This is a genomic window from Enterococcus sp. CWB-B31, from assembly GCF_020567645.1.
Lineage (GTDB): Bacteria > Bacillota > Bacilli > Lactobacillales > Enterococcaceae > Enterococcus_L.
Window position 1 is genome coordinate 67,372 of record NZ_JAJDJW010000013.1, and the last position, 23,060, is coordinate 90,431.

Annotated in this window: 23 protein-coding genes; 3 read left to right on the forward strand and 20 right to left on the reverse strand. The window is 37.7% G+C overall.

The window, feature by feature from the left end; translation table 11 throughout:
- Positions 1–366: 366 nt before the first annotated feature.
- From pheA to LI954_RS11880, 13 genes are all read right to left on the reverse strand, one after another.
- A complete protein-coding gene (gene pheA, locus LI954_RS11820; protein ID WP_202069039.1) occupies positions 367–1,218 on the reverse strand; it encodes a prephenate dehydratase in 852 nt (283 codons plus the stop codon).
- A 4-nt stretch (positions 1,219–1,222) separates the two neighbouring features.
- Positions 1,223–1,732, reverse strand: a complete 510-nt coding sequence (locus LI954_RS11825; protein ID WP_229444572.1) for a shikimate kinase — start codon at positions 1,730–1,732, stop codon at positions 1,223–1,225.
- 11 nt (positions 1,733–1,743) lie between these two features.
- Entirely contained in the window at positions 1,744–3,027 is a 1,284-nt protein-coding gene (gene aroA, locus LI954_RS11830) for a 3-phosphoshikimate 1-carboxyvinyltransferase (RefSeq protein ID WP_229444573.1), read from the reverse strand.
- 15 nt (positions 3,028–3,042) lie between these two features.
- Positions 3,043–4,140 (reverse strand): prephenate dehydrogenase, encoded by a 1,098-nt coding sequence (locus LI954_RS11835; protein ID WP_229444574.1) that lies wholly within the window; start codon positions 4,138–4,140, stop codon positions 3,043–3,045.
- 30 nt (positions 4,141–4,170) lie between these two features.
- The gene (gene aroC, locus LI954_RS11840) at positions 4,171–5,337 is read right to left on the reverse strand and encodes a chorismate synthase (protein WP_229444575.1); all 1,167 of its coding nucleotides are present in this window, start codon (positions 5,335–5,337) and stop codon (positions 4,171–4,173) included.
- A gap of 5 nt (positions 5,338–5,342) precedes the next feature.
- Positions 5,343–6,407 (reverse strand): 3-dehydroquinate synthase, encoded by a 1,065-nt coding sequence (gene aroB, locus LI954_RS11845; RefSeq protein WP_229444576.1) that lies wholly within the window; start codon positions 6,405–6,407, stop codon positions 5,343–5,345.
- A gap of 46 nt (positions 6,408–6,453) precedes the next feature.
- Positions 6,454–7,479 carry a 3-deoxy-7-phosphoheptulonate synthase gene (gene aroF, locus LI954_RS11850; RefSeq protein ID WP_202069048.1) on the reverse strand — a complete coding sequence of 342 codons (1,026 nt, stop codon included), beginning with the start codon at positions 7,477–7,479 and terminating at the stop codon, positions 6,454–6,456.
- A 36-nt stretch (positions 7,480–7,515) separates the two neighbouring features.
- A complete protein-coding gene (gene aroE / locus LI954_RS11855; protein WP_229440982.1) occupies positions 7,516–8,385 on the reverse strand; it encodes a shikimate dehydrogenase in 870 nt (289 codons plus the stop codon).
- A 569-nt stretch (positions 8,386–8,954) separates the two neighbouring features.
- Complete coding sequence (locus LI954_RS11860) at positions 8,955–9,407, reverse strand: hypothetical protein (protein WP_202069050.1); 453 nt, start codon at positions 9,405–9,407, stop codon at positions 8,955–8,957.
- 86 nt (positions 9,408–9,493) lie between these two features.
- Positions 9,494–9,856 (reverse strand): thioesterase family protein, encoded by a 363-nt coding sequence (locus LI954_RS11865; protein WP_229440981.1) that lies wholly within the window; start codon positions 9,854–9,856, stop codon positions 9,494–9,496.
- 96 nt (positions 9,857–9,952) lie between these two features.
- A complete protein-coding gene (locus LI954_RS11870; RefSeq protein WP_202069053.1) occupies positions 9,953–11,176 on the reverse strand; it encodes a CCA tRNA nucleotidyltransferase in 1,224 nt (407 codons plus the stop codon).
- Positions 11,173–11,961, reverse strand: a complete 789-nt coding sequence (gene dapB, locus LI954_RS11875; RefSeq protein ID WP_229440979.1) for a 4-hydroxy-tetrahydrodipicolinate reductase — start codon at positions 11,959–11,961, stop codon at positions 11,173–11,175. The genes LI954_RS11870 and dapB overlap by 4 nt, the downstream gene beginning before the upstream one ends.
- Positions 11,954–12,301 (reverse strand): nucleotide pyrophosphohydrolase, encoded by a 348-nt coding sequence (locus tag LI954_RS11880; protein ID WP_229444587.1) that lies wholly within the window; start codon positions 12,299–12,301, stop codon positions 11,954–11,956. Before LI954_RS11880 ends, dapB begins: the two co-directional genes overlap by 8 nt.
- 116 nt (positions 12,302–12,417) lie before the next feature.
- Between LI954_RS11880 and LI954_RS11885 the strand changes: the two genes are divergently transcribed.
- Positions 12,418–13,341: a YitT family protein gene (locus LI954_RS11885; protein WP_229444577.1), complete on the forward strand. Its 924-nt coding sequence runs from the start codon at positions 12,418–12,420 to the stop codon at positions 13,339–13,341.
- 167 nt (positions 13,342–13,508) lie between these two features.
- Here the strand turns inward: LI954_RS11885 and LI954_RS11890 are convergent, their stop codons facing one another.
- The 3 genes from LI954_RS11890 to LI954_RS11900 are packed head-to-tail and all read right to left on the reverse strand — an operon-like array spanning position 13,509 to position 16,376.
- The gene (locus tag LI954_RS11890; protein ID WP_229440977.1) at positions 13,509–14,054 is read right to left on the reverse strand and encodes a YpiB family protein; all 546 of its coding nucleotides are present in this window, start codon (positions 14,052–14,054) and stop codon (positions 13,509–13,511) included.
- A gap of 8 nt (positions 14,055–14,062) precedes the next feature.
- Entirely contained in the window at positions 14,063–15,319 is a 1,257-nt protein-coding gene (locus LI954_RS11895) for a tetratricopeptide repeat protein (protein WP_229444578.1), read from the reverse strand.
- Positions 15,320–15,323: 4 nt separating this feature from the next.
- On the reverse strand, positions 15,324–16,376 hold the full coding sequence (locus tag LI954_RS11900; protein ID WP_229444579.1) for a hypothetical protein: 1,053 nt from the start codon (positions 16,374–16,376) through the stop codon (positions 15,324–15,326).
- Between the two features lie 607 nt (positions 16,377–16,983).
- On the opposite strand from LI954_RS11900, the gene LI954_RS11905 reads away from it, so the two are divergent.
- Positions 16,984–17,886, forward strand: coding sequence for a hypothetical protein (locus LI954_RS11905; RefSeq protein WP_229440974.1), 903 nt, complete (start codon positions 16,984–16,986; stop codon positions 17,884–17,886).
- Between the two features lie 86 nt (positions 17,887–17,972).
- Here LI954_RS11905 and LI954_RS11910 read toward each other — a convergent pair whose 3' ends face one another.
- The 4 genes from LI954_RS11910 to der form a co-directional block, all read right to left on the reverse strand.
- Positions 17,973–19,151, reverse strand: a complete 1,179-nt coding sequence (locus LI954_RS11910) for a hypothetical protein (RefSeq protein ID WP_229444580.1) — start codon at positions 19,149–19,151, stop codon at positions 17,973–17,975.
- Between the two features lie 56 nt (positions 19,152–19,207).
- Positions 19,208–19,735: an RNA polymerase sigma factor gene (locus LI954_RS11915; protein WP_229444581.1), complete on the reverse strand. Its 528-nt coding sequence runs from the start codon at positions 19,733–19,735 to the stop codon at positions 19,208–19,210.
- Between the two features lie 374 nt (positions 19,736–20,109).
- On the reverse strand, positions 20,110–20,385 hold the full coding sequence (locus LI954_RS11920; protein ID WP_069698339.1) for an HU family DNA-binding protein: 276 nt from the start codon (positions 20,383–20,385) through the stop codon (positions 20,110–20,112).
- Positions 20,386–20,622: 237 nt separating this feature from the next.
- Positions 20,623–21,933 (reverse strand): ribosome biogenesis GTPase Der, encoded by a 1,311-nt coding sequence (gene der / locus LI954_RS11925; RefSeq protein WP_202066185.1) that lies wholly within the window; start codon positions 21,931–21,933, stop codon positions 20,623–20,625.
- 634 nt (positions 21,934–22,567) lie between these two features.
- Here der and LI954_RS11930 point away from each other — a divergent pair.
- Positions 22,568–23,014, forward strand: coding sequence for a hypothetical protein (locus LI954_RS11930; RefSeq protein ID WP_229444582.1), 447 nt, complete (start codon positions 22,568–22,570; stop codon positions 23,012–23,014).
- Positions 23,015–23,060 lie beyond the last annotated feature (46 nt).

Consider the following 23,060-nt stretch of genomic DNA (forward strand, 5'->3'; position numbering starts at 1 on the left):
TTTCTGTATTTGTAAAGCTCTTCTATTGCTTTATCATATATTTCTAAATTAACGAATATTTTAAAAGGTCTCTGATAAAAATGAACATTTATTTTTTCTATTGTTATCTGTAAGTAAAGTATCTTGAATCTCCTTCAAAAACTATCTTATGTAAAAATTTTGCTTAAATAATTCCGAAATATAAAAATAATTTTAATGACTAAAATCAGAGAAATAATTTTCGATACCTGGCGAACAATAGATTATATTTCTGCAAAATACGAACATGAGAACAGATCAAAAACAGATACTGTACTAGTTTCTTGTTACACACGAAAGCAAGCTCCAACTGTGTTTATCATTAGTTGAATACTTGCTTCCTGTTTTCTAAATTCCATGTATCGGATGAATTTGATAGGTTCCGAATACTTTTACCGAACCGCCCAACAAGCGTATTTCCTCCAAAGCAAATTCTATAAGTTCTTTTGGTTTATTTATATTTACATCAATTAAAAAGAAATATTCTCCCAGCGTTGTTTTTAAAGGCCGCGATTCGATTTTGCTTAAGTCAATTTCCCGCCAGCTAAACACAGATAATGCCTTATGCAGTGCCCCCGGCATATTATTAGGCATTGTAATAGCGAGTGTCATTTTTTCCTTTTCAACTGGAATATGTTCAAGTTCCACCTGCTCAGAGCCAATTACCCAGAATCTGGTGCGGTTTATTGCAACATCCTGAATATTCTGTTGTACAATAACCAAATCGTATGTCTCGGCAGAAAGTTTAGGTGCTATGGCAGCAATCTTCTGGTCTGGATGTTCGGAAACAAAGTTTGCTGCATAAGCAGTTGAAGGTGTCGGCTCTAATAGTGCATCTGGAAAATACTGATTGATAAATTCCTGAGATTGAGCCAATGCCTGCGGATGAGATAAAATCCTAGTTATACTTTGCCAGTCGTCCTGATTTTTTTTACTGACCATCAGCTGTTGAAAAATCGGCAATACAATTTCAGCGCCCACAGGAATCCTGCTTTGATGAAAAAGATAATCCACTGTAGTATTCACTGAGCCCTCAAGTGTATTTTCTATTGGAACAACACCCAGATCAACTTCCCCGAATTCAACTGCTTTGATGCATGCAGGAATTGAACGAAATGGAATTAATGCATCTTTTGGAAACGCTGTTTTCGTTGCTGTATGGGTAAATGAGCTTTCCGGACCGAGATAACCTACATTCATTTTTTCACCTCTGCTTTAACCTAGTTAGTATTTCTTCTGTAATTTCTTCCGGTGTTCGCTGATCGGTACTGACAATCATACTTGCAGATTCTTTATAGAAAGAAATTCGAGGCTCAAACACCTGTTTTATTTCTTCCGGAGATTTAGATACAACCAAAGGACGAACTGTCGTATGATCATTTTTTAGTCGTGGTATAAATACCTCCGGAGCTGTTTCCAGATAAACAACCGGCTTCATCTGCTTTAATAGTTTCCGATTTTCCGGCCGCATAACAATTCCTCCGCCGGTAGAAATGATAAAGCCGTGATCAATATATTTTTTTAAGACAGTGGTTTCCTTTTCACGAAATGCATTCTCTCCATATAAATCGAAATATTCCTGAATCGTCATTCCAATTTCTTCTACTATTTTGTCATCAAAATCTATATGGTTCATTCCTGTAGACTTAGACAATAATTTCCCTACAGTTGTTTTACCGGCTCCCATAAACCCAATAAGAGTGATTCCCTGCATTTTTTCTCCTCCTACTTAAATAAAATTTCCAAATCATTGAAAAAATTCGGATAAGATACAGAGATCGCCTCTGCTCTGTTTAATTCAACTGATCCATTTTCTACCAGTAATGCAGCTATCTGAAGCATCATTCCAATTCGATGGTCTCCATAGCTTGTTACACGACCGCTGTTTAATGATGTTTTTCCGCGTATAATCAGACCATCATCTGTTGGTGTAATATCCGCTCCAAGCTTATTCAGCTCGTTGGCAACCGCATCAATACGGTTTGTCTCTTTCACTTTTAGTTCCTCTGCATCGCGAATAACGGTGATTCCTTCTGCTTGAGTGGCCATTAAAGCAATGATCGGCAGTTCATCAATTAGACGAGGAATAATCTCACCGCTGATCTCGATCCCTTTTAACTCGCTTGCTTCCACGGTGAGTGTACCAGCCTTATTATTTTCGCTGCTCACTTCTTCTATTGTAATCTTTCCGCCCATTTGCTTAATAACATCAATTATTCCGGTTCGTGTAGGATTTAAGCCGACATTTGTCAATGTAATTTTACTTCCAGGTATGATTAATCCAGCTGCTAAAAAGAATGCTGCTGAGGAAATATCTCCTGGTACAGTAACTTCCTGCCCAGTCAGTTTTTGAGGACCAGTCACTTGAATTTCTCTATCATTTACTGCAATGCTTCCTCCAAATTGGCGAATCATATCCTCAGTATGGTCTCTTGTTTTTTCTTTTTCAACAACAGTTGTCATTCCTTCAGCCTGTAATGCTGCAAATAGAACAGCTGATTTGACTTGGGCACTTGAAACAGGCATATCATAATGAATAGGCTGAAGTTTCTCCGATCCATTTATTGTCAGCGGAGGAAATTCTGTTCCTTCATGACCTGAGCATACTGCTCCCATTTGATTGAGCGGGTTCATCACTCTGGCCATAGGACGTTTCGCAATTGAATCATCCCCTGAAAGTTCTGAGGCAAAAGGTCTGCCAGCTAAAATTCCGCTGATTAAGCGGATAGTTGTTCCTGAATTTCCCACGTCAATCTGCCTAGCAGGTTTTTTCAAGCCTTCAAAACCTTCGCCATGAACAATAATAGTTTCTCCATCGTCTTCAATGTTCACACCTAATGCTCTAAATGCTTCAATTGTACTGAGACAGTCTTCCCCTCGTAAAAAATTTTTTACCACGGTTTTACCATAAGCAATCGAACCGAACATGATACTTCTATGTGAAATGGACTTGTCGCTGGGTACATGAACTGTTCCGGATAGCTGCTGTTTATTCGTTACTAATTTCAAAATATCCCTCCTTTATTATTTTTCATAACATAGATAATTCGTTTCTTTTTCAATAACTTCCTTTGCTTTTGTCAAGTCTTGTTCTCTTTTAAATGTCAGCTGCAAAATTCCAAAAATATCTTCCCTGGTTTCAAGAATTTTCAAATTAATTAGAGATAGATTTGCTTTTCCGATAATTCCCGTAATTTCCGCAATAACTCCTGGAATATCTGGAATGTCTATGAATAAGTCGTGAAAGGCTGGAATAGCACCTTCTTTATGGATCGGCATTTGATTTCGTGTCTCTTTTGCTTCCTGGAAAAACTGGAAAACAGCCAATCTGTTTTCCTCTTTCAGCCACTTAGAAACCTGATTCATTTCAGATTGCCAGCTTGAAATCAGCTCCAAAAGCTTTTCTCTGTTGCTCATCAATATATCTGTCCACATTTCAGGATCAGAAGATGCAATTCGTGTCATATCTCTGAACCCTCCGGCAGCCAATTGTTTTGCTCTTGGATGTCGGGTGGTGAAGTCCTTGCTTTGATTGACAAGTCCTGCAGCAATAATATGCGGTAAATGGCTTAGCATCCCTGTGATTTTATCATGCTCCTCTGTCGTCAATATCACAAATTTCGCATTTGTCCCTTTCAAAAGCTCTTTTAATGAACTTATATATTCCGGTTTTGTCAGAACATTAGGGGTTAAAATATAATACGCATTTTCAAAGAGCCGCTCATCTCCTGCTGTAACCCCCGACTTATGTGAACCTGCCATGGGATGGCCGCCAATAAATGAATGCAGCTTCAGCTTTTCTGCCTCGGCAACAATTTCCTGTTTGGTGCTGCCCACATCAGAGATGATTACTTCCTCTTTCAGCCGAAGCTTGCTTAGTATCAACAGCTGCTTCTTAACTACTTCAACAGGAGAGCACAGCAGAATTACATCAGCCTTCGGAGCTTCACTTTCAATTGAAGCCGCAATTTTATCTATTAGTCCTCTTTTCAAAGCAAAATCTTCTGAGCTTTTTTCGATATCCATTCCGATAATAACTGTTTTGGGATGTTCTTTTCTGATTACCAGTGCCAGTGACGTGCCAATCAGTCCTAGCCCAATGATTAATACATTTTGTTTCATTTCTCTTCACACCCCGATTTTTGTAGTTGGTTAAAATTGCTGAGTGTAAAGACGATAATCCGTTATTTCCTTTTTCATTTGGTCGAATGAATCGCTGCCGAATTTTTCCAGCACTGCTTGAGCAATCTCGGTTGCTACTACTGCTTCACAAACGACGCTGGCAGCAGGCACTGCGGTGCTGTCTGATCGTTCAACACTTGCTTTATAGGCTTCTTTAGTATCAATATTCACGCTTTGGAGTGGTTTGTACAGTGTAGGAATAGGTTTCATTACCCCACGCACAATGATGGGCATGCCATTGGTCATTCCGCCTTCAAAACCACCCAGATTATTAGATGTTCTTGTATAACCGGTTTGTTTATCCCAAATGATTTCATCCATCACCTGACTGCCAGGTTTATGCCCCATTTCAAAGCCGATACCAAATTCCACACCTTTAAATGCATTGATGCTGACAACTGCCTGTGCAATTTTGGCATCAAGTTTTCGATCCCATTGGACATAGCTGCCCAATCCGACAGGGACACCGCCAACTAATACTTCGACAACCCCACCAATCGTATCGCCATTTTTCTTAGTTTGATCAATCAGTGTTTTGATTTTTTCCTCGACTGAAGGGTCAACGACTCGTACCTCTGACTGCTCTGATCTGTTTCTCACTTCAGATATCGTCATATTTTCAGGGATCTCGGCTTTAATTCCTCCAAGTACTACAACATGCCCGGCCACCTCGATATCAAGCTCTTTCAAAAGCTTCTTGGCAACAGCGCCAATTGCTACACGCATCGTTGTTTCTCTTGCTGAAGATCGTTCAAGTACGTTTCTCAAATCATCATGCTCGTACTTAATCCCCCCTACCAGATCCGCATGCCCCGGTCTTGGCTTATTGACTCTGCGAATATTTTTTTCTTTTTCAGACACCGGTTCAACCGACATTACAGACTGCCAGTTTTTCCAGTCTTTATTTTCCACAATCATAGTAACTGGAGATCCCAGAGTTTTTCCGTGACGAACACCTGATGTGATACGCACCATATCCTTTTCAATCAGCATTCTTCCACCTCTGCCATAGCCGGTTTGACGACGGGCGAGTTCAAAATTTATATCCTCTGCACTTAAAGGAAGCCCTGCAGGCAGTCCTTCAATAATTGCTGTTAATTCAGGTCCGTGTGATTCACCTGCTGTAATAAATCTCACTAAGCTCAGCTCCTTTTCAAATAGTCCTTCATCTCTTCAATGCTAACTGTTTCAATTTTTGCCTGACCAATTGTTTCAAGTAAAATAATCTTTATTGATGTACCTCTGGTTTTTTTATCATGAGTCAGCGCTTGAAACAATGTTTCTTCCTGCCAATTGTCATAAGTAGCAGGTAAACCGAATTTTTCTATTAACTCAATTAACTGGTTTGTCGTATTTTTTGGAGTCAACCCTTTTTCTTCAGCAATTTGATTCATCTGAACCATTCCTATTGCTACGGCTTCCCCATGACTGACAACACCATAACCAGCTGTATTTTCAATGGCATGACCAATCGTGTGACCAAAATTTAAGATCAGCCGAATGCCATTGTCCAGTTCATCTTCTTCTACAACTTTTCTTTTTACCTTTAAACAATCAGTAATAATTTCAGAAGCATGCTGCAGCAGATCCTGTTCATCTTTTAACTGCTGCAGTTTTCCCCAGAGCTCTTTATCGGCGATTGCTGCAGATTTTATGATTTCAGCAATCCCTTCCTTCAAACGTCTGTTTTCTAACGTTTTCAATGTTTCAGGATCAATCAGGACACCGTCCGGCTGCCAAAATGCACCAACTAAATTTTTTGCTCGGTTAGTATTAACACCCGTTTTTCCTCCGATACTGCTGTCAACTTGAGCAAGTAGTGTAGTTGGTACCTGCAGAAAATGAATACCACGCATATATGTCGCAGCAGCAAAACCTGCCAGGTCACCAATCACACCACCTCCAAGTGCAATAATTCCATCACTTCGAGTAAACTGATTTTCAGCCAGATGATCATAGATTTTTTCAGTATTTGTTAAATTTTTACTGGGTTCTCCTGCCGGTACTACAAATTTAGTAACATCAAACCCTGCAACTGATAATTGCTCAAGTACCGTTGAACTATAAATTTTATCTACTGTACGATCTGTGATTACTGCGATTTTTTGAGGTTTCCATAATTGCTGAACCCACTCTCCCAGACGAGACAGACTGTTTTTTTCAATGATAATCTCATAGCTGTGATTTGGAAGGGTAACTGTTAACATATAATCCCTGCTTTCTTTTATACTCATTCATTGAAGCGATGCTGATTTATTTGTCCAGATTTCGAATCTCTTTCATCGCTTTTTCCATTATTTGAACTTCTGCCATCATTCGCAGGTAAGTTTTTTCGTTCAATGACTGAGGTCCGTCAGACCATGCATTTGCCGGATCTGGATGAATTTCCACAATCATACCGTCTGCTCCTGCTGCAACTCCTGCGCGAGCCATAGGCGGCACCAGATCCCAAATTCCTGTTCCATGGCTTGGATCTACAATAATTGGGAAGTGGCTCAGTTTTTTTATTAATGGAACTGCGCTTAAGTCAAATGTATTTCGTGTTGCTGTTTCGTAGGTGCGGATTCCCCGTTCAATAAAAATCACATTATTATTGTTTTGAACAGCGATATATTCCGCTGCATTCAGCCACTCATCAATTGTACCTGAAATTCCGCGTTTTAAGCCAATTGGTTTTCCTGTCTTCCCGACAGATGCCAACAGTTTAAAGTTCTGCATATTGCGGGCGCCAATTTGCAAAATATCACTGTATTCAGCAACCATGTCAATATGGGCTTCATCCATTACTTCTGTAATAACCTTCATTCCGAGCTCATCTGCTGCCTGACGAATGAATTTCAACCCTTCTTCTTCCAGTCCCTGAAAAGCGTATGGAGACGTCCGCGGTTTAAAAGCTCCCCCTCGTAAAATCTGAGCTCCTCCTGCTTTAGCAATTCTTGCACATTCTCTAATCTGATCCAATCCTTCAATGGAACAAGGACCGGCCATTGTGACAAATTCGCCATTTCCGATCTTAACACCATCTACATCAACAACTGTATCCTGTGGATGAAACTCTCTTGATGTCAGTTTGTAAGTATTGGAAATACGAACGGTGTTTTCTACCCCTTCATAGCTGTTAAAAGCAACATCCTGCATTTTTCTGGTATCTCCTAAAAGTCCGATAACTACATGGTCTTTTCCTTGATTAATCTGAACATCCAATCCCTCTTTTTTGACTCTATTGATAATTGAATCTACCTGTTCTTTCGTTGCATTAGCTTTCATAATAACAATCATAATTAAATTCCTCCTGAGTTTTCTTTGTATGTTTTATTAGCTGTTTTCAATAATAGATTTTACTGTTTCTATTGGCATTTCCTTACCCGTCCAAAGCTCAAATGCTGCGGCGCCCTGATACAAAAGCATCCCAAGTCCATTGGCTGTTTTTGCGCCTCTGGCTTTTGCTTCTTTCAACAATCGAGTTTCTCTTGGAGTATAGATGACATCAAATACCGCCAGATCTTTTGTGATGATTGAAAAATCACTGATAGGAGCAGCTTCCAAATCCGGCTTCATTCCTACCCCTGTAGCATTAACCAGCAATGTACTGTCTTTTACGTCTGCTGCCAGCTCGCTTTCATTTTCCAAATCATGCAAATGAATATTGCAGTCTGTCTGCTGCTTTATATAAGTCAGCTTTTCTTTTACTTTTTCAAAAAATTCATCTCTGCGATTATAAACGGCAATTTCTTTCACACCATCAAGTGCAGCTTGTACAATAATTGCTGTTGCTGCCCCGCCTGCTCCTATAAGTGTCATCTTTCGTCCGATGATATCGATGTCCATGTCTTTTAAGCTTCGCATAAATCCAGTACCGTCTGTAATATGACCAGTCAGCTTACCGTTCACATTAACAATCGTATTGATAGCGCCAACCAGCTTGGCTGCTTCACTTAAATCATCCATCAAAGGAACTGCAGCCATTTTGTTCGGCATGGACAGGTTTGCACCCAGCATGTCTAAATTACGTATTGAATCAATCGCCTGCGGCAGACGATCCGTTCCAAGCTCAAATGCCAGATATACTGCATCGATCCCGAGTGCCTGGAATGCTGTGTTCTGAATCATAGGTGAAACACTGTGTCGAATCGGAGTTGCATATAATCCGACCAATCGGGTGTGTCCTGTAATCTTGTTCTCCATCCTTCAACCTCCATAAAATCAAAATAAAAAGCGAGATACCCACTGAAATTTTACAGAAAATCTACAGTGAGTACCTCGCAAAAAAAATTAAAGAAAAAGCCACTATAGATTTTCATCTACGCGGCTTGAAAGTCATGTTGAAATTCTTTAGCCATCATAGATACAAACTTGCGTTTTGCACTGTTTGCACCCATGATACTCATGAATACAAACTCATCTAAAATAGCTAAAGTAATACTTATTCAGTTGTGAATGTTTCTTAATTGCTTTTTTCATGTCAATCACTCCACTACTGTTTTTAAGAATTGAAATAAGTATAAGCTTATCTATAACCATTGTCAACAAATAAATTAAAAAAAGAAAAGTTCTTTTTAATTATGCTTTTAAATTCAGAGGGTTAGTGTATGAACTGTCTAAGAATATAATTTCCGATTAACTGTTGATGACTTAACACTTTACCACATGCAGTTACGCATATTTTTGTTCAGCATCTTTATTGATTAAAACCGACTAAAACCGTTAATAAAAAGACACCTCCGTCAGAAGAGGTGTCCAAATAGAATATTGAATTATAATTCAGATGCGTAAATATCATCAACCGTTTGAGTTGGATCAATTACAATGTACAGACTGTTTGTTTTTTCACTGATTTTTGTTGATTGATAAACATTATCCAAGCCTTCATCACTTTTGTCTTTGTATGGGAAGTAAACTAAATCAGGCGTACCGCTTTTGTATAAAATTTCCATACGTTCGATATCTTCGTATTTCAAAGCTCGTGCGAACATTCCTGATTCTAAGCCGCCCATGTTGATATCATGGGTTTGAACATGATCGCCTTCCTGAAAAATCTCGATTTTAAAACCGGCACATGGATGAATTTCTACAAATTCACTGCCATTGATACGTCCAAAGCTTGTAGTTATCTGTTTGATCCACAAATCTCCAATGTAGCGGCGGTTAATTGTCCAAGTCTCGCCATTTCTAAAATAAAATTTTAACCCGGTCATTTCTCTTGCCATAATATTATCTCCTTAAAAAATAGTCTTAACACACTTTTCAGTTTAGCATATTTACGGACAAGTGACTAAAAAAACGCTTTGTTGTGCTAACCCAGTTTGCTCAGAAAAATTTCTGTTAATATCACTGCACGATAATGCTCACCTGTTGCAACAAGCTTATCTTCATCCATCACTTCAAAAGAGAAGCCGATTTTATTTTTTTCCTGCTCTGTACATTTTACATTAACAGTAATCTCAGTCCCTACTTTTGATGGATGTAAATGTTTCACATTAATTGAAGTCCCAACACTTGTTTCTTCGTCAGCCAATTCTTTTCCCAGAAAATCCTTTGCAGTATTTTCTACCATAGCAATCATTACCGGTGTTGCAAGTACATCCAGATCACCGGACCCAGCATTTTTAGCAGTGTGTTCTTCTTTAACAACAAATTTTTTGGAAAAAGTATCCATTTCTTCCACTCCTTTTATTTTCAAAAACAATTTGTTTCATTACCTGTAAAATTGGCAACAAAATAATTTTCAAGGTGAAATTGAAGCGATAAATACTCAGCCTTGAAAATCCTGCTGCTCAATAATTTTTTTTGAACAAGAAATTAGCATCTCTTTATCATTTGAAATCTCGTTATTGATAACAGATTTCTCAAGATAATCAATCAATAAACCCAGCCATTTTCCAGGCTTCCTGTCAATAATTGTCATTAAATCGTTCCCTGTAATTGCCAGCTGCTTTCTTTCTTTGATTGGTAACGCTAAAAATTGTTCTTCCGTCTCTTTTAGTTTACCTTTCAGATTATAAAAAGACAATAGCTTTTCAACCGCTAATGCCCGATCAAGACCGGCACGATAAAGAGCTTCCGGCAACCAATCTCCTTCCAACCTCTTATTCAAAAAGCAGACCAGTTCTGCTGTTTCATGAATCATTTGATTCGACAGCTTCCACTTTTTTAGAAACAGACGAATCTCCTTATTGGGAACTGGCAGCTCCTTAATCAGCAGCGCCCATGCCTGACGTTCTTCTTCTATTGGAAAATTCGGCAGCGCTGAAAAACGAAGCAGGCCGTTCAGATGTTCTGCCAAACCGGGACAATTTCGATAACATTCAGTTTCTATAAACGGGCTAAACCCCTTTTGTCTGTTGTTTCCCAACAATAGTTTTGAGAACTCTACAGAAATACGTTCTACAGATATCTTGGAAAGCAGCGCATGGAAGGTATAAATTGCTTTGAGCGTTTCTGTCTCAATCGTAAAATCAAGCTGACTGGCGAAGCGAAGCCCTCTCATCATACGCAGCGCGTCTTCATGAAATCGCTCTTTGGGATTCCCAACTGCACGAATAACCCCATTTTTCAAATCATCCAATCCATGAAACAGATCAATCACTGTACCTTCCTTGTCTAGTGCCAAGGCATTAATCGTGAAATCTCTTCTTTTTAGATCTTCTTCGAGTGATCGGACAAATGTCACTTTATCTGGTCTTCGAAAATCCTGATAGGTTGATTCCGTTCTGAAGGTTGTAATTTCATATTGAGAATCTTCATATAAGACTAATACTGTTCCATGATCAATACCTACATCTACAGTCCGCTTAAAAATTCTCTTGATTTCTTCAGGATACGCACTTGTAGCAATATCGACATCATGACTTTTTTTCCCAAGCAAGGCATCTCTTACGCTGCCGCCTACAAAATAAGCTTCAAATCCATGAAGCTCAATTTCTTTAATAACACCAAGTGCTTTGACAAATTCTTCTGGCATGATATCCAATTTCATAATAGATTTTCCAATCCGTAAACCAACTTATTTAAACCAACGACTTTTTTACAAGCCAGTGCAACGCCAGTCATAAATGAGCTGCGGTCATATGAATCATGACGAAGCAGCAGTCCTTCTCCAGTTCCTCCGAATTGAACTTGCTGATGGGCAATCAGTCCTGGCAGCCGTACACTGTGAATCTTCATTCCTTCATAATCTGCTCCACGTGCTCCTGGAATCAGCTCTTTTTCTTCCGTATGACCTTGATGCTTTTCCTGGCGAACCTCAGCCATCATTTCGGCTGTTTTAATTGCTGTTCCGCTAGGTGCATCCAGTTTCAAGTCATGATGAAGTTCAATAATTTCCACATCCGGAAAATATTCAGCTGCTTTCTGGGCGAACTGCATCATTAAAACAGCTCCGACTGCAAAATTAGGCGCAATCAAACCGCCAACTTTAAGTTCTCCTGACTTTTTTTTCAAGGTCTCAATTTGTTCTTCTGTAAAGCCTGTTGTTCCAACAACTGGAGCAATCTTATTTTCAACGGCAAAGAGCGTATTTTCGTAGGCAACAGCCGGAACTGTAAAATCAATCCAGACATCTGGTTTTGTGGGGAGCAATGCCTCTTTTGTCTTAAAAACAGGGATGTCCAACGAACGGTATTCAGGGATTTCATTAATATTTTTTTCTTCTGCAAAAGGGTCCAACACACTTACCAGTTCCAGCTCCGGGTCATTTAACACCATATTCAGTGCAGTACTCCCCATCTTCCCTTTAAATCCGGCTATTGTTATTTTAATCATGTGTTTTTCCATCCTTTCTCTCAAAACGGTAGTTGTCCCGTTTGTTAAATTTATCCATATTTCTATTAAACACTTCTGTCAGATCAATATCAAGAGAATTGGCCATAATCATTGTGACAAATAAGACGTCTCCCAGTTCTTCTTCCACTGTTTTTAGCTGTTCATCCGTTTTTTTTAGTTTTTCTCCGTAGTAATGATTGATCTCTCTGGCAAGTTCTCCCACTTCTTCTGTTAAACGGGCCATCTGGCTCAACGGTGAAAAATAACCTGCTTTAAACTGTTGAATATACGTATCTACTTCTTTCTGCATGGCTCTTAGTGATTCTGACTTTTCTGTCATTTCATTCACAACCTTCCTTCTTTGACATCTTATCAAAAACTTTTTCAGTTGAAAAGATTCTTCTTGTTGTTTTTTGTATTGAGTGATACAGTGATGAAGGAAAAGGAGGTGAGCATATGGAAGAAAAAAGTTTTTATGTTAAAGATAGTATTATTATTTTATTTGGGACGGCACTTTATGCTTTTGGTCTTGTAAATATAAATATCGCAAATGATCTTGCTGAAGGCGGTGTTACCGGTATTACACTGATTTTACTGGCACTCTTCAACATTGATCCAGCCTATTCTACTTTGCTTATTAATATCCCGCTGATTCTAATTGGCGGAAAAATATTGGGAAAGCACGCCTTTTATTATACGATTATCGGGACACTTTCACTTTCTGCCTTTCTGTGGATTTTTCAACGCTTTCCAGTTTCCATTAATTTAGACCATGATCTTCTAATTGCTTCTTTGCTGGCAGGACTGGCGGGAGGTGCAGGCAGCGGTTTGATTTATCGAGTGGGTGGAACTACTGGAGGAAGCGATGTTATTGCGAGGATACTAGAGAAGAATTTCGGAGTCAGTATGGGACGTTCTCTACTTCTCTTTGATGTCTTTGTATTAACATTATCCTTAACCTATTTGGATGTAAAACGAATAATGTATACGCTAATTGTTTCATTTGTTTTCAGCAAAATTGTGGACTCAGTCCTGGATGGTGCTTATTCAGCCAAAGGAATGTTAGTCATTTCAAACTGTTCAGAAGACATTGGTGAAGTGATTATGGCAATGCTGGAACGGGGAGTAACCTATCTCTCCGGAACAGGCGGTTATTCTCAAATCGACAAAAAGATCTTATATGTTGTTGTCAGCCCAAGTGAAATTATAGAGATTAAACGAATCGTTCACGAACTGGACCCAAAAGCATTTATTTCCGTTACAAATGTACACGAGGCGATTGGCGAAGGCTTTACCTATGCAAAGCCTGAAAAGAAACTATTTAGAAAAATGCCTAAAAAAGAAGAGGTCGGGACAAAAACGATCAGCTCCGAGAATTAAGAAGGAATATCCGAAAATAGCTCCTCATATTTTCAGGATAGTTCGGCTTAATTCCGAAGGAGTTGCTTTTGTACCGCCGTTTATTCGGGTGTAGATATGAAGAGAGTTTGGAACTTTATTTCTGTCCCAAACTCTTCCTTTTTTAGTATTGTAAACATCAAAGCTTCTTAATGATACAACTGCTTCATTCGATTCAGTTCATCAGACAATTCTAGAAAGGCTTCGTGGTTTCCATCTTCCAATGACTGATCAATCTGTGAACGAAGCAGCGCCATACGGGCAGTATGTTCTTGATGCTCAAAATAAGCATTTATTTTTTGAACCGTTTCATCGCTGATATTCTCTTTCCAAGGGGAAAAAGGATTGTCTTCAAGTATAGAAAGATACTCCGTATTCTGGAATGCCTTATCAAAAATACATTCAAGGTACAGACGATCTTTCCAGTTCATTCGGATCTCATGAAAAATCTGATCCGTATCCGTAAAGGTTTTTCCTTGAAGATATAATATAATCGGTTCATAATCTGCGCTTGCTGAAGCAATTTGAATCCCGCGATCTGTTTTATTTGCATACTCTACAAATGATACATTATTTAAAATCACTTCATGATTAATCAAATAATTCAATATCCAGATTACTTCACGTTTTGGAAAGGAAATATTGTTCACCAGCCAAACCAAAAAACTCTTTTTTTCTGCTACATTAATTTCCATAATATCGCCTAACCTTCCCCGATGTCATCTAGTAAAGATAAAACCTCATTATCACCTGGTTCTATTGTCAGATAGCGCTGGAACAAATCTTTGGCTTCTGAAAGCATTCCTTCCTCTCTTAGAAAAAGTCCATATTCTTTTAAGAAGTCCGGTTCATGTGCCAATTCCTGATATGCCTGCTGGTAATGGCGTTTTGCCTGATCAAACTTTTCCAGTTCATTGTAGGCATTCCCAAGATTCCATTCTGCGTATGGGTGTCCCTTTTCTTCCATTTTTTCAAGAGTCTGAATGACTTCGTCAAAACGCTCTTCTGTTCTATATAAATTGCTGAGTGTCAGTAATGATTCATCTGATTTTTCTCCCAATTCAATTGCCTGTTTCAACAATTTTTCTGATTTTTCAATATCATGCAGCCGATAAGCATTTTCTGAAGCTAATTGATAGAGATCGACCTGAAACGGATTCTCGTGGATTCCCTCCTCCAAGACCTCCTGCGCCTCTTCCAGTAATTCTTCTTCCTGAAGAGCTTCTCCCAGATAAAAATAAAGAGATTGATAATGCGGATTTAGGGCTCTGAGCTGCTGGAATAAAATAATAGCTTTTTGGTTTTCGTGCATCTGAATGTAGGTGAAGGCCAATTGAAACAGACGATCATCTGTCTGTTGTTCTTTTAAACTATTTTCCAGAAAAGGGACAGCTTCTTCAAAATGTCCCTGCATACTGTAACTGGTACCTAAACGTTCATTGATCGAAACCCCAGAAACATTTTCCTCTCCCTGTTCCAACAGCTCTGCATATTGTATTGCGGCTTCAGCGAACTGTCCGTTCACAAAATACAGCTCACCCAACGCAAATTGAATCAGCGGTTCTTCAGGAAGAAGCTGCTGTGCTTCTCTGAGTTTGGCTTCACTAACTTCCGGAATTCCCATCACTTGATAAAGATCTGCTAAAATCAATAGAGCCTGAGGATAACTTGGGCTGTTTTCAGGTACTTTTTCCAGATAAGCAAGAGCTTCATCAAACTGATCATTCTCTACAGCAATTTCCGCTAATGGTAAATTCAGACCTTCTGCATTCGGAAATTTTGAAAGCAATTGTTCAAAAATCAGTTTTGCCTCTTCTAAAAAACCAATAGACAACAATTCTTCTCCAAGTTGAACTAAGGTATCTTCATCATCATTTTTCAATGCTTCTATCAGCATCAGCTGTGCTTCTGCCAGATTTTCTGCATGCAGAGCCTGCAACATCTTTTCACTATATGTCATTTTTTCACTGTCCTTTTTCTATCTTGTCAATCAATTTCCTGTATTCCTCTACTGTCAGAAGCAGTTGTTCTGCATCAAAGTTTACTTTCTCTTCAGGAACCCCTATATCCTGTAATAATAAAGATTTCCCAAAATTCTCGCTGCAGGTCAAAAGCTCCTGCACATAATCACTGGTAAATATTTGCTTCGGAAATTCAACAGGATAGCCTAAACGCATCAGCCAGATTAGGAAATTTTCAAAATGAAACGAAAATCCATTTTTTTGTTGGGACCATAATAGCTGTAATAAGATACCCAGCAGCTGCTTCATGTAGTTCGAAAGAAGATGTCCGCCATCTACAGCGTAAAATGCTTTTTCAAAAATATAGCCAAATTCCTGAATTGAATTCCCCTGCTTTTCATAAAACTGAAGCAATGGATTTAAAAGTCCGTTAAAGGATTGTTGATTCAACCGTTGTTTGTCAGAAAAATTCCGAAACAGATCCCTTAAGAAATTATGGCTGCAAACAATCCCGCACTGAATAAATACCATAAAATCAGCCAACTGACTATCACCGTCTTTTTTTATCATCGTTTGATCATAGATAATTTTTTCTGCCAGTGAAATAGACTGCAATGCTTTCTGACGATTCAGCTCTATTAGCCCATAACCTGAAATTGCTTTACTTAAGGCTTGCAGAGAAAGCGGAAGCTGCCATGTATTTATTTTAAATGGTGCTGTTCGATCAATAAAAGAAGAAAGATGCATGACTCCTTCATTTCCTATTCCAATCAGCATATAGTCTTTTGAAATTGGAAATGCTCCAATAAAAGCCAACAAAGATGCCAATTCACTAAAATTATTACAGTGGGCATCATTACTGCATATGTACCAGTCAAGGTTTTGACGATGATTAAATAAACGAATCAGCTTATCTGAAAAAAGGTCGTAATATTTTTGATTTGTTACCAGCAAAATATGCTTTTCTTCAAACTGCTCTTCTTTTAATAATGATGCTACTGTCTCGCCATAAACAACCAGGCTTTGCTGCTCATCTTTTTCGTAAAGAACTTCCATAGAGCACCTCCCTGATTTTATTCTACCATCTTTCCCCTTCAACAGATATTTTAAACACCCGAAAAATTGTTATTCCAGGCTCTTTCAAAAAGAATCTGCAGGAAATAAAAGTAAATAGACTGATTTTTTAATCAGAGATTGCTTTTCTGCTGAGTATTCACTATAAGCTAAAAGATACGCAATTATCTTAGTTTCTTATTTTTTATTCCTATTATTTCCAATTTATGTTAAGCTATACATACAAATGTACATCAATAAGATACTTTGGAGCAGAAATAAAAACTCAAAGGATACACATTGACCATTTTATTCAGCAAAAAAACATTCTGTTGGAATGAATCACAGGAGGTGCATTTTGAATAACAAATAAATGAATAGATTGCAGCTATTGTGTTGACCAGTTTAAAGCTAAGTTAGGCTTCTAATTCAAGAAACGTGCAGCCAGCACAGGAGCAACTCGGAAGAAAACACCGATTTTATCCCTAACTGGAGTCAAGCTATTTGAAGTTGCTTGCTCTTGTCATTGACATCATTTGCAGACTATCTTTTATAGTAATTTATAATTTGATCAGAGCACTAGTATTATAACACGGAACGGGGAAAGAAAATGGATAATTTATTTGCGTTGGGAATTATTTGCAGTGCGTTTGCTACATGGTACTTTATTCGAAAAAAACCGAATAAACGATCGAGGAATATTTCTATCGGCATACTGATTATTTCTTTTATTTTATTGGGAATAACAGTTCCAAAAGAAAATGAATCTGTTGAGAAAAATCCAGATATATCCAGGAAAAATTCTACGATTATTTCGACAACCAGGTCAAGTTTATCTGAGCCAAAAATCCTTGAACTGGTCATTGAAAGCAGGCTGGAATCAGATGAAGAGGGTCTGATTTTAATAAGTGGTACAACAAAACCCAATGCAACTGTCAAAATTGGAACAATCAGCGAAATAACTTCTGATTCAGAAGGCTACTTTGAATATAATTATGCTCTCACAAACACTTCGAATACAAGTGTAAAAGTTTCTGTCGATAAAGATGGGATCGGCAACTATAGTTATGTTGATCTAATTGCATCAGGCCCCTTCATTTCAAAGAAAGCAGAAGAAATAAGAATTGCAGATGAAGAGGCTAAAAAAGCAGAAGAACTTGCAGCTCAGACAGCTGAAGCCTTTTCTGCGGTAGCTGCCGCAGAGGCAAATCTTACGAGAGAAAATTATGAGGCTGCGTTAGCTTCTGTGAATGGACTACCTGCGCACAATTCAGATTTGACAGCCAGACTAAATGCAATTGATGAAAATATTAGGAATCAGGAAGTTCAGGCAGCAGCCGAAATGCAGAAAGAAGAGGCTCTGCAGGAACAAACCAATGAACAAACCGTTTTAGTAACGAAAACCGGCGCACATTATCATACACGAAAATGCGGCAACGGAACATATACACCTGCTAGTCTGGAGGCAGCTCAAAGTATGGGGTTGACTCCTTGTTCAAAATGCTTTGGATAATAGAATAAAAAGAAAATGAAGCGAAAACAGTTTGTTCTCATCCCTACTGTACGCTTCATTTTTTATGAGTAATTATTACGCTATCCCTATAAATCGCTCCACAAAAAATTGTTCTCAATTTCAACACCTTCAAGTCCAACTCCTGAAATTATCTCATCGTCAATTAAGGATTCAAATTGATACGGCTGAATAACAATGGTTAAGGTACTGACAATCAGACCATTTTTCTCAACAATCGTTTTTGCTTCTTTAAGGCTGTCAATATATTTCGGATATGAGGCATAAAGCTCTTTTTCTTCCTCAGTTGAAGGATTATATACTTGAGGGAAGTAGACTTTTTCAATTTCGGTTCCCAACTCTTCCTGATCAATCAAATAACTCAGCATGGATAAATAATGCTGCTCCAACTTATCAGAATCCATGCTGATTCTGATATTATTTGACGGAAAAAGCTCCGGATATTTTTCATTCAGCTGCTCCAGTTGTTCTCTATGACTTACTGCGTCTTCCTGATTGAATATTCTCAAGTAGCTTTTACCAAAATTGAGTCCAAAATTAGAAGTACCTAGATAGGAATAATCAGTAGATAATATTCCAGCTCCCAGCACATACTCAAGCTCATTTTGTTTTACAAGCGACTGAACCTGATTCAATTCAACTTTTTTATAAGGTTCAAAATACAATTTGATTTTTAAATAGCTGCTTTTAGGCATACCATTGATTCGTTCTTTTAGTTCCGCTAAGTCAGGGTTTGGTTTACTGCCAAACATCTTTTCTGTTGAAATCCAGCTTGAAGGGAGAAAAGAATGATAGTATGAGGTTACCGGCTGGTAATCTATTTCATCTTTTTTAATTGTGATGGACTGCAGCTGATAGTTATTTCTGAAAACATCAACATACTGCCCATCTACTTGATAGGTACCAATTCCAGTCTGTTGAATATTAACACTTGTTAAATTAGGCCCATCCGGAGACAGACTATCCTTAATTCGTTCATACAATTCAAAATCACTATAGGTATTCTCACTTTGCCCCTTCAATGGATTGAAGTATAACTGGTTAAGCAGCGGTCCCCCTAAAAAGTATCCTCCCAACAGGACAAATAGAACAATTATTCCTGTAATTATCCCTTGCTTCAGCCATTTTTTTTGAATAACTTTTTGAATATGTTTAACATCTTCCGTCTCAAAAATCGGAATTTCTTTATTTTTCGGTAAATCTTCCAAAGAAAACAGGTAGTCCTGAATCGCTTCTGCTTTTTTCAACTCTTCCTCTACATATTATTTTTCTTCTTCAGAAAGCTGACCATATTGATATTTTTCTAAAAGTATTTTAAAATTCTCATGTTCACCCATTTAGTATCCTCTCCTTTATCTTTTTGCGTCCTCTGTACAAGATTGTCTTTATTTGACTGCTGTTCATTCCAAAAAAGGCTTGGAGCTCCGTAACCGACATTTCTGAAAAGTAAAAATGAAAAAACTTCGCGATAAGGAAACTCCAGACTGGCAATAATTGCCAACAGATTCTCTTTCTCAACTTTCTTTTCCAATGCTTCTTCAATTGATTCTGTCTGTAGTAAACTGTTTTTTTTATTATTAGAAAGAGATGTTAACCGCCATCTTTTCTTTTTTCGTTGAGAATCAATAAATTCGTTATAAATCACTCGAAGCAGCCAGAATTTTCTCTGGGAACTGTTGATCTTTTCAATATTCAAAAGATACTTGTACCAGGCGTTTCCAATTAAATCATCCGCCTGTTCTCTGTTTTTTGTCAGATGAAAAGCATAGCGAAAAAGCTCTTGCTGACAGCTTTTAAATTCCTTTGTAAAATCCCCGTCAAACCCATCCACCTTTTGACCCCCTTCACTCTAAATACGTCTCAGTGTTGAAATGGTTACAGAAAAAATGAATTTATTTTTTGAATCTGGAAAATCAGCTTCCTGCTGCAAATAAAAAAGTGATCAGCCGCTTCAGTACTGGTCACTTTTATTATCGATTAGTTGAAAACGCTTAAATTTATTGTAGCAAATAAAATAATAAACCAATAGATATCATTATGAAATTTAAGAATTAAATAACTAGTTATTTCAGGATAGAGAGAAAAAATTACTTAAATCATTTGGGTTATAAGCAGGGAATATTTTTCTAATCATTTTGTTCAGATACTGACTTTCCCCGGAAATAAATAAAGAACCCTTGAAAATCAAGGGTTCCCCGAACTGCTCTATTTAACAGCATCTTTCAACGCTTTACCTGGTTTGAACGCAGGTACTTTACTTGCAGCGATTTGGATTTCTTTACCAGTTTGTGGGTTGCGTCCTTTACGTGCAGCACGTTCGCGGACTTCAAAGTTACCAAAACCGATTAATTGAACTTTCTCACCTTTAGCAAGAGTTTCTTGGATTGTTGAAAATACAGCATCTACCGCTGCGGTTGCGTCTTTTTTTGTTAAGCCAGTTGAAGATGCAACATTTTCGATTAATTCTGCTTTGTTTGCCATGGATTATTTCACCTCCTCCATAAGGATAGGATATCTAAAATAGACATCAAATGTATTTTGACTTTGAGTGGTCCAAAGACAAAATATAAATATTGAATCGGATCAATATTCTGTTAACAAGATATCATAGGAAACTAGTAATAGCAAGGGATTTAACGCTATTTAAATAGTTTTTTTTGAAAAATCATCAAATATTCCAATATGTTTGAACATTTGATGACATTATGGTAAAATGCACTATTTTCGCCTTCTTGGGATAATTTTAATCGGTGTTCCTTCAAAGGTGAACGCATTTCGAATTTGATTCTCTAAAAAACGAGCATATGAAAAATGCATCAGTTCTTCTTCGTTTACAAAAATAACAAAAGTCGGCGGTTTAACCGCAACCTGAGTCGCATAAAAAATCTTCAATCTTTTGCCTTTGTCTGTTGGTGTTGGATTAATTGCTATCGCATCCATGATCACATCATTCAGTAAAGCTGATGGAATCCTCAGATTTTGATTCATACTGACTGTTTCAATCAGCTCCGGCAATTTGTTTAGCCGTTGTTTTGTAAGTGCTGAGACAAAAATAATCGGTGCGTAATCAAGATATTGGAACTCGTCACGAATTTCTTCTTCGAATTCACGCATCGTATTTGTTTCTTTCTTAACCGTATCCCATTTGTTGACAACAATCACAATGCCGCGACCAGCCTCATGTGCATAGCCTGCAACTTTTTTATCCTGTTCTCTAATTCCTTCTTCGGCATTCAGAACCATTAAAACAATATCTGACCGTTCAATTGCCCGCATTGCCCGCATCACACTGTATTTTTCAGTTGTCTCATACACTTTGCCGCGTTTACGCATACCTGCTGTGTCGATCATTAAAAATTTCTGACCATCTTCTGATTCAAAATACGTATCAATTGCATCTCGAGTTGTTCCTTCTATCTCTGAAACTATTACTCGATCTTCACCTAAAATTGCATTGATTAAAGAAGACTTTCCAACATTTGGACGTCCAATCAAACTGAATTTGATCAGCCCTTCTTCCTCTTCTTCCGTTTCCGTAGAGAAATGCTTCACTGCTTCATCTAAAACATCTCCGATTCCCAAGCCATGGCTGCCTGATACAGGAAACGGTTCCCCAAGTCCTAAAGCGTAAAACTCATAAATTTCTGCCCGCATTTCAGGGTTGTCAACTTTATTAACAGCTAAAATAACCGGCTTATTGCTTCTATATAATATCTTTGCCACCATTTCATCTGCATCTGTGACACTCTCACGACCACTGACGACTAAAATGATAACGTCTGCTTCATCGATCGCAATCTCAGCCTGATGCTTAATCTGCTCCATGAAAGGCTCATCACCTAAATCAATTCCACCAGTATCAATAATGCTGAATTCACGACCAAGCCATTCACCTTTTGCATAAATTCTATCTCTTGTCACTCCTGGAGTATCTTCTACAATTGAGATACGTTCACCAGCTATACGGTTAAAAATTGTCGATTTGCCGACATTAGGTCGACCAACAATTGCTATTGTAGGATTTGCCATATAAAACTACCTCCTTGACAGTTTTCAATCTTGTCTAGTTTACCTCATAATTCAATGATTATGCAAGAAAAACTCAAAGAACATGTCAGATTATGAATTGAAAGATTATAATCGTCAATAAATGCAAGAAATTTTTTTATATTTCTTCTGGTATAGAATACACTTATATATTTATGATCAAAAAAAACTAATATTTTTTTAGTAAGTAAGTTACAGCTTTTTCCAATGGAAAAAGCTTAAAATTAATATTCCTGATGCCATTTCTGAAAGAAAGCAAATATCTCTATCTATTTCATCGATGATGCCACAGACATGCTATAAAGGAAGGCTAATTTCACCACCAGCTTATTTTTTTACTGCACATTCTTTTGAATGCGAAAACATTCTAATTGAATGCTATGAATATCTTTAGTTTGTTTTCATTTTACATATTTTCATATATACTTTTTACCAATTTCCAAAAATTTATTTTACTAATTTGATTAATTTATCGTATTTTTAAAATAAATCCTTAATCAATAATACTTCTAATCAGTTTTAAAAAAAAGTCAGTTTTTTCTACTTGTTTGAAAACAGGTTGCTTTTTACTTATAATGATAGTATAAAAGAAACTTTAAGTAAGGGGGCGTTTTGTATGTATAATAATGATGAAAATTCAACCATGCCAGAAGGTCCTCTTTCTCTAGGTATAGAGGCGGTCTATTATTCTTCTGATATAGAAAAGACATTACATTGGTTTGATACATTTCTCGGCTGGCTGACAAAAGTGGAAAAAAGAGATGCATCTGGTTTAGCTGCTTACGGTTTAGCCTATACGATTCCCTTCCAGTATTTTTACGATAGGTCACAAAAATCGGTGAAAATCCATATATTTAAAGGAGAGCCAAGAAAAGAACTTGTCTCTATTATTCCTACGATAAAATTAGATAAACTAGTTGCATTTGTAAATAGAGCCTCTAACAATACGCCTTGTGTAATCAAACGTACTGATGATGGAATAAATTACGTGGAATTAACTACAGTGGATGGCTCAATTTTGACTTTTTATCAAAAATCATCCAAATCCAATTTTGATAGTTGACTAACAAAAAAGCTGCAGAAAACCAATCGGGTTTCCTGCAGCTTTT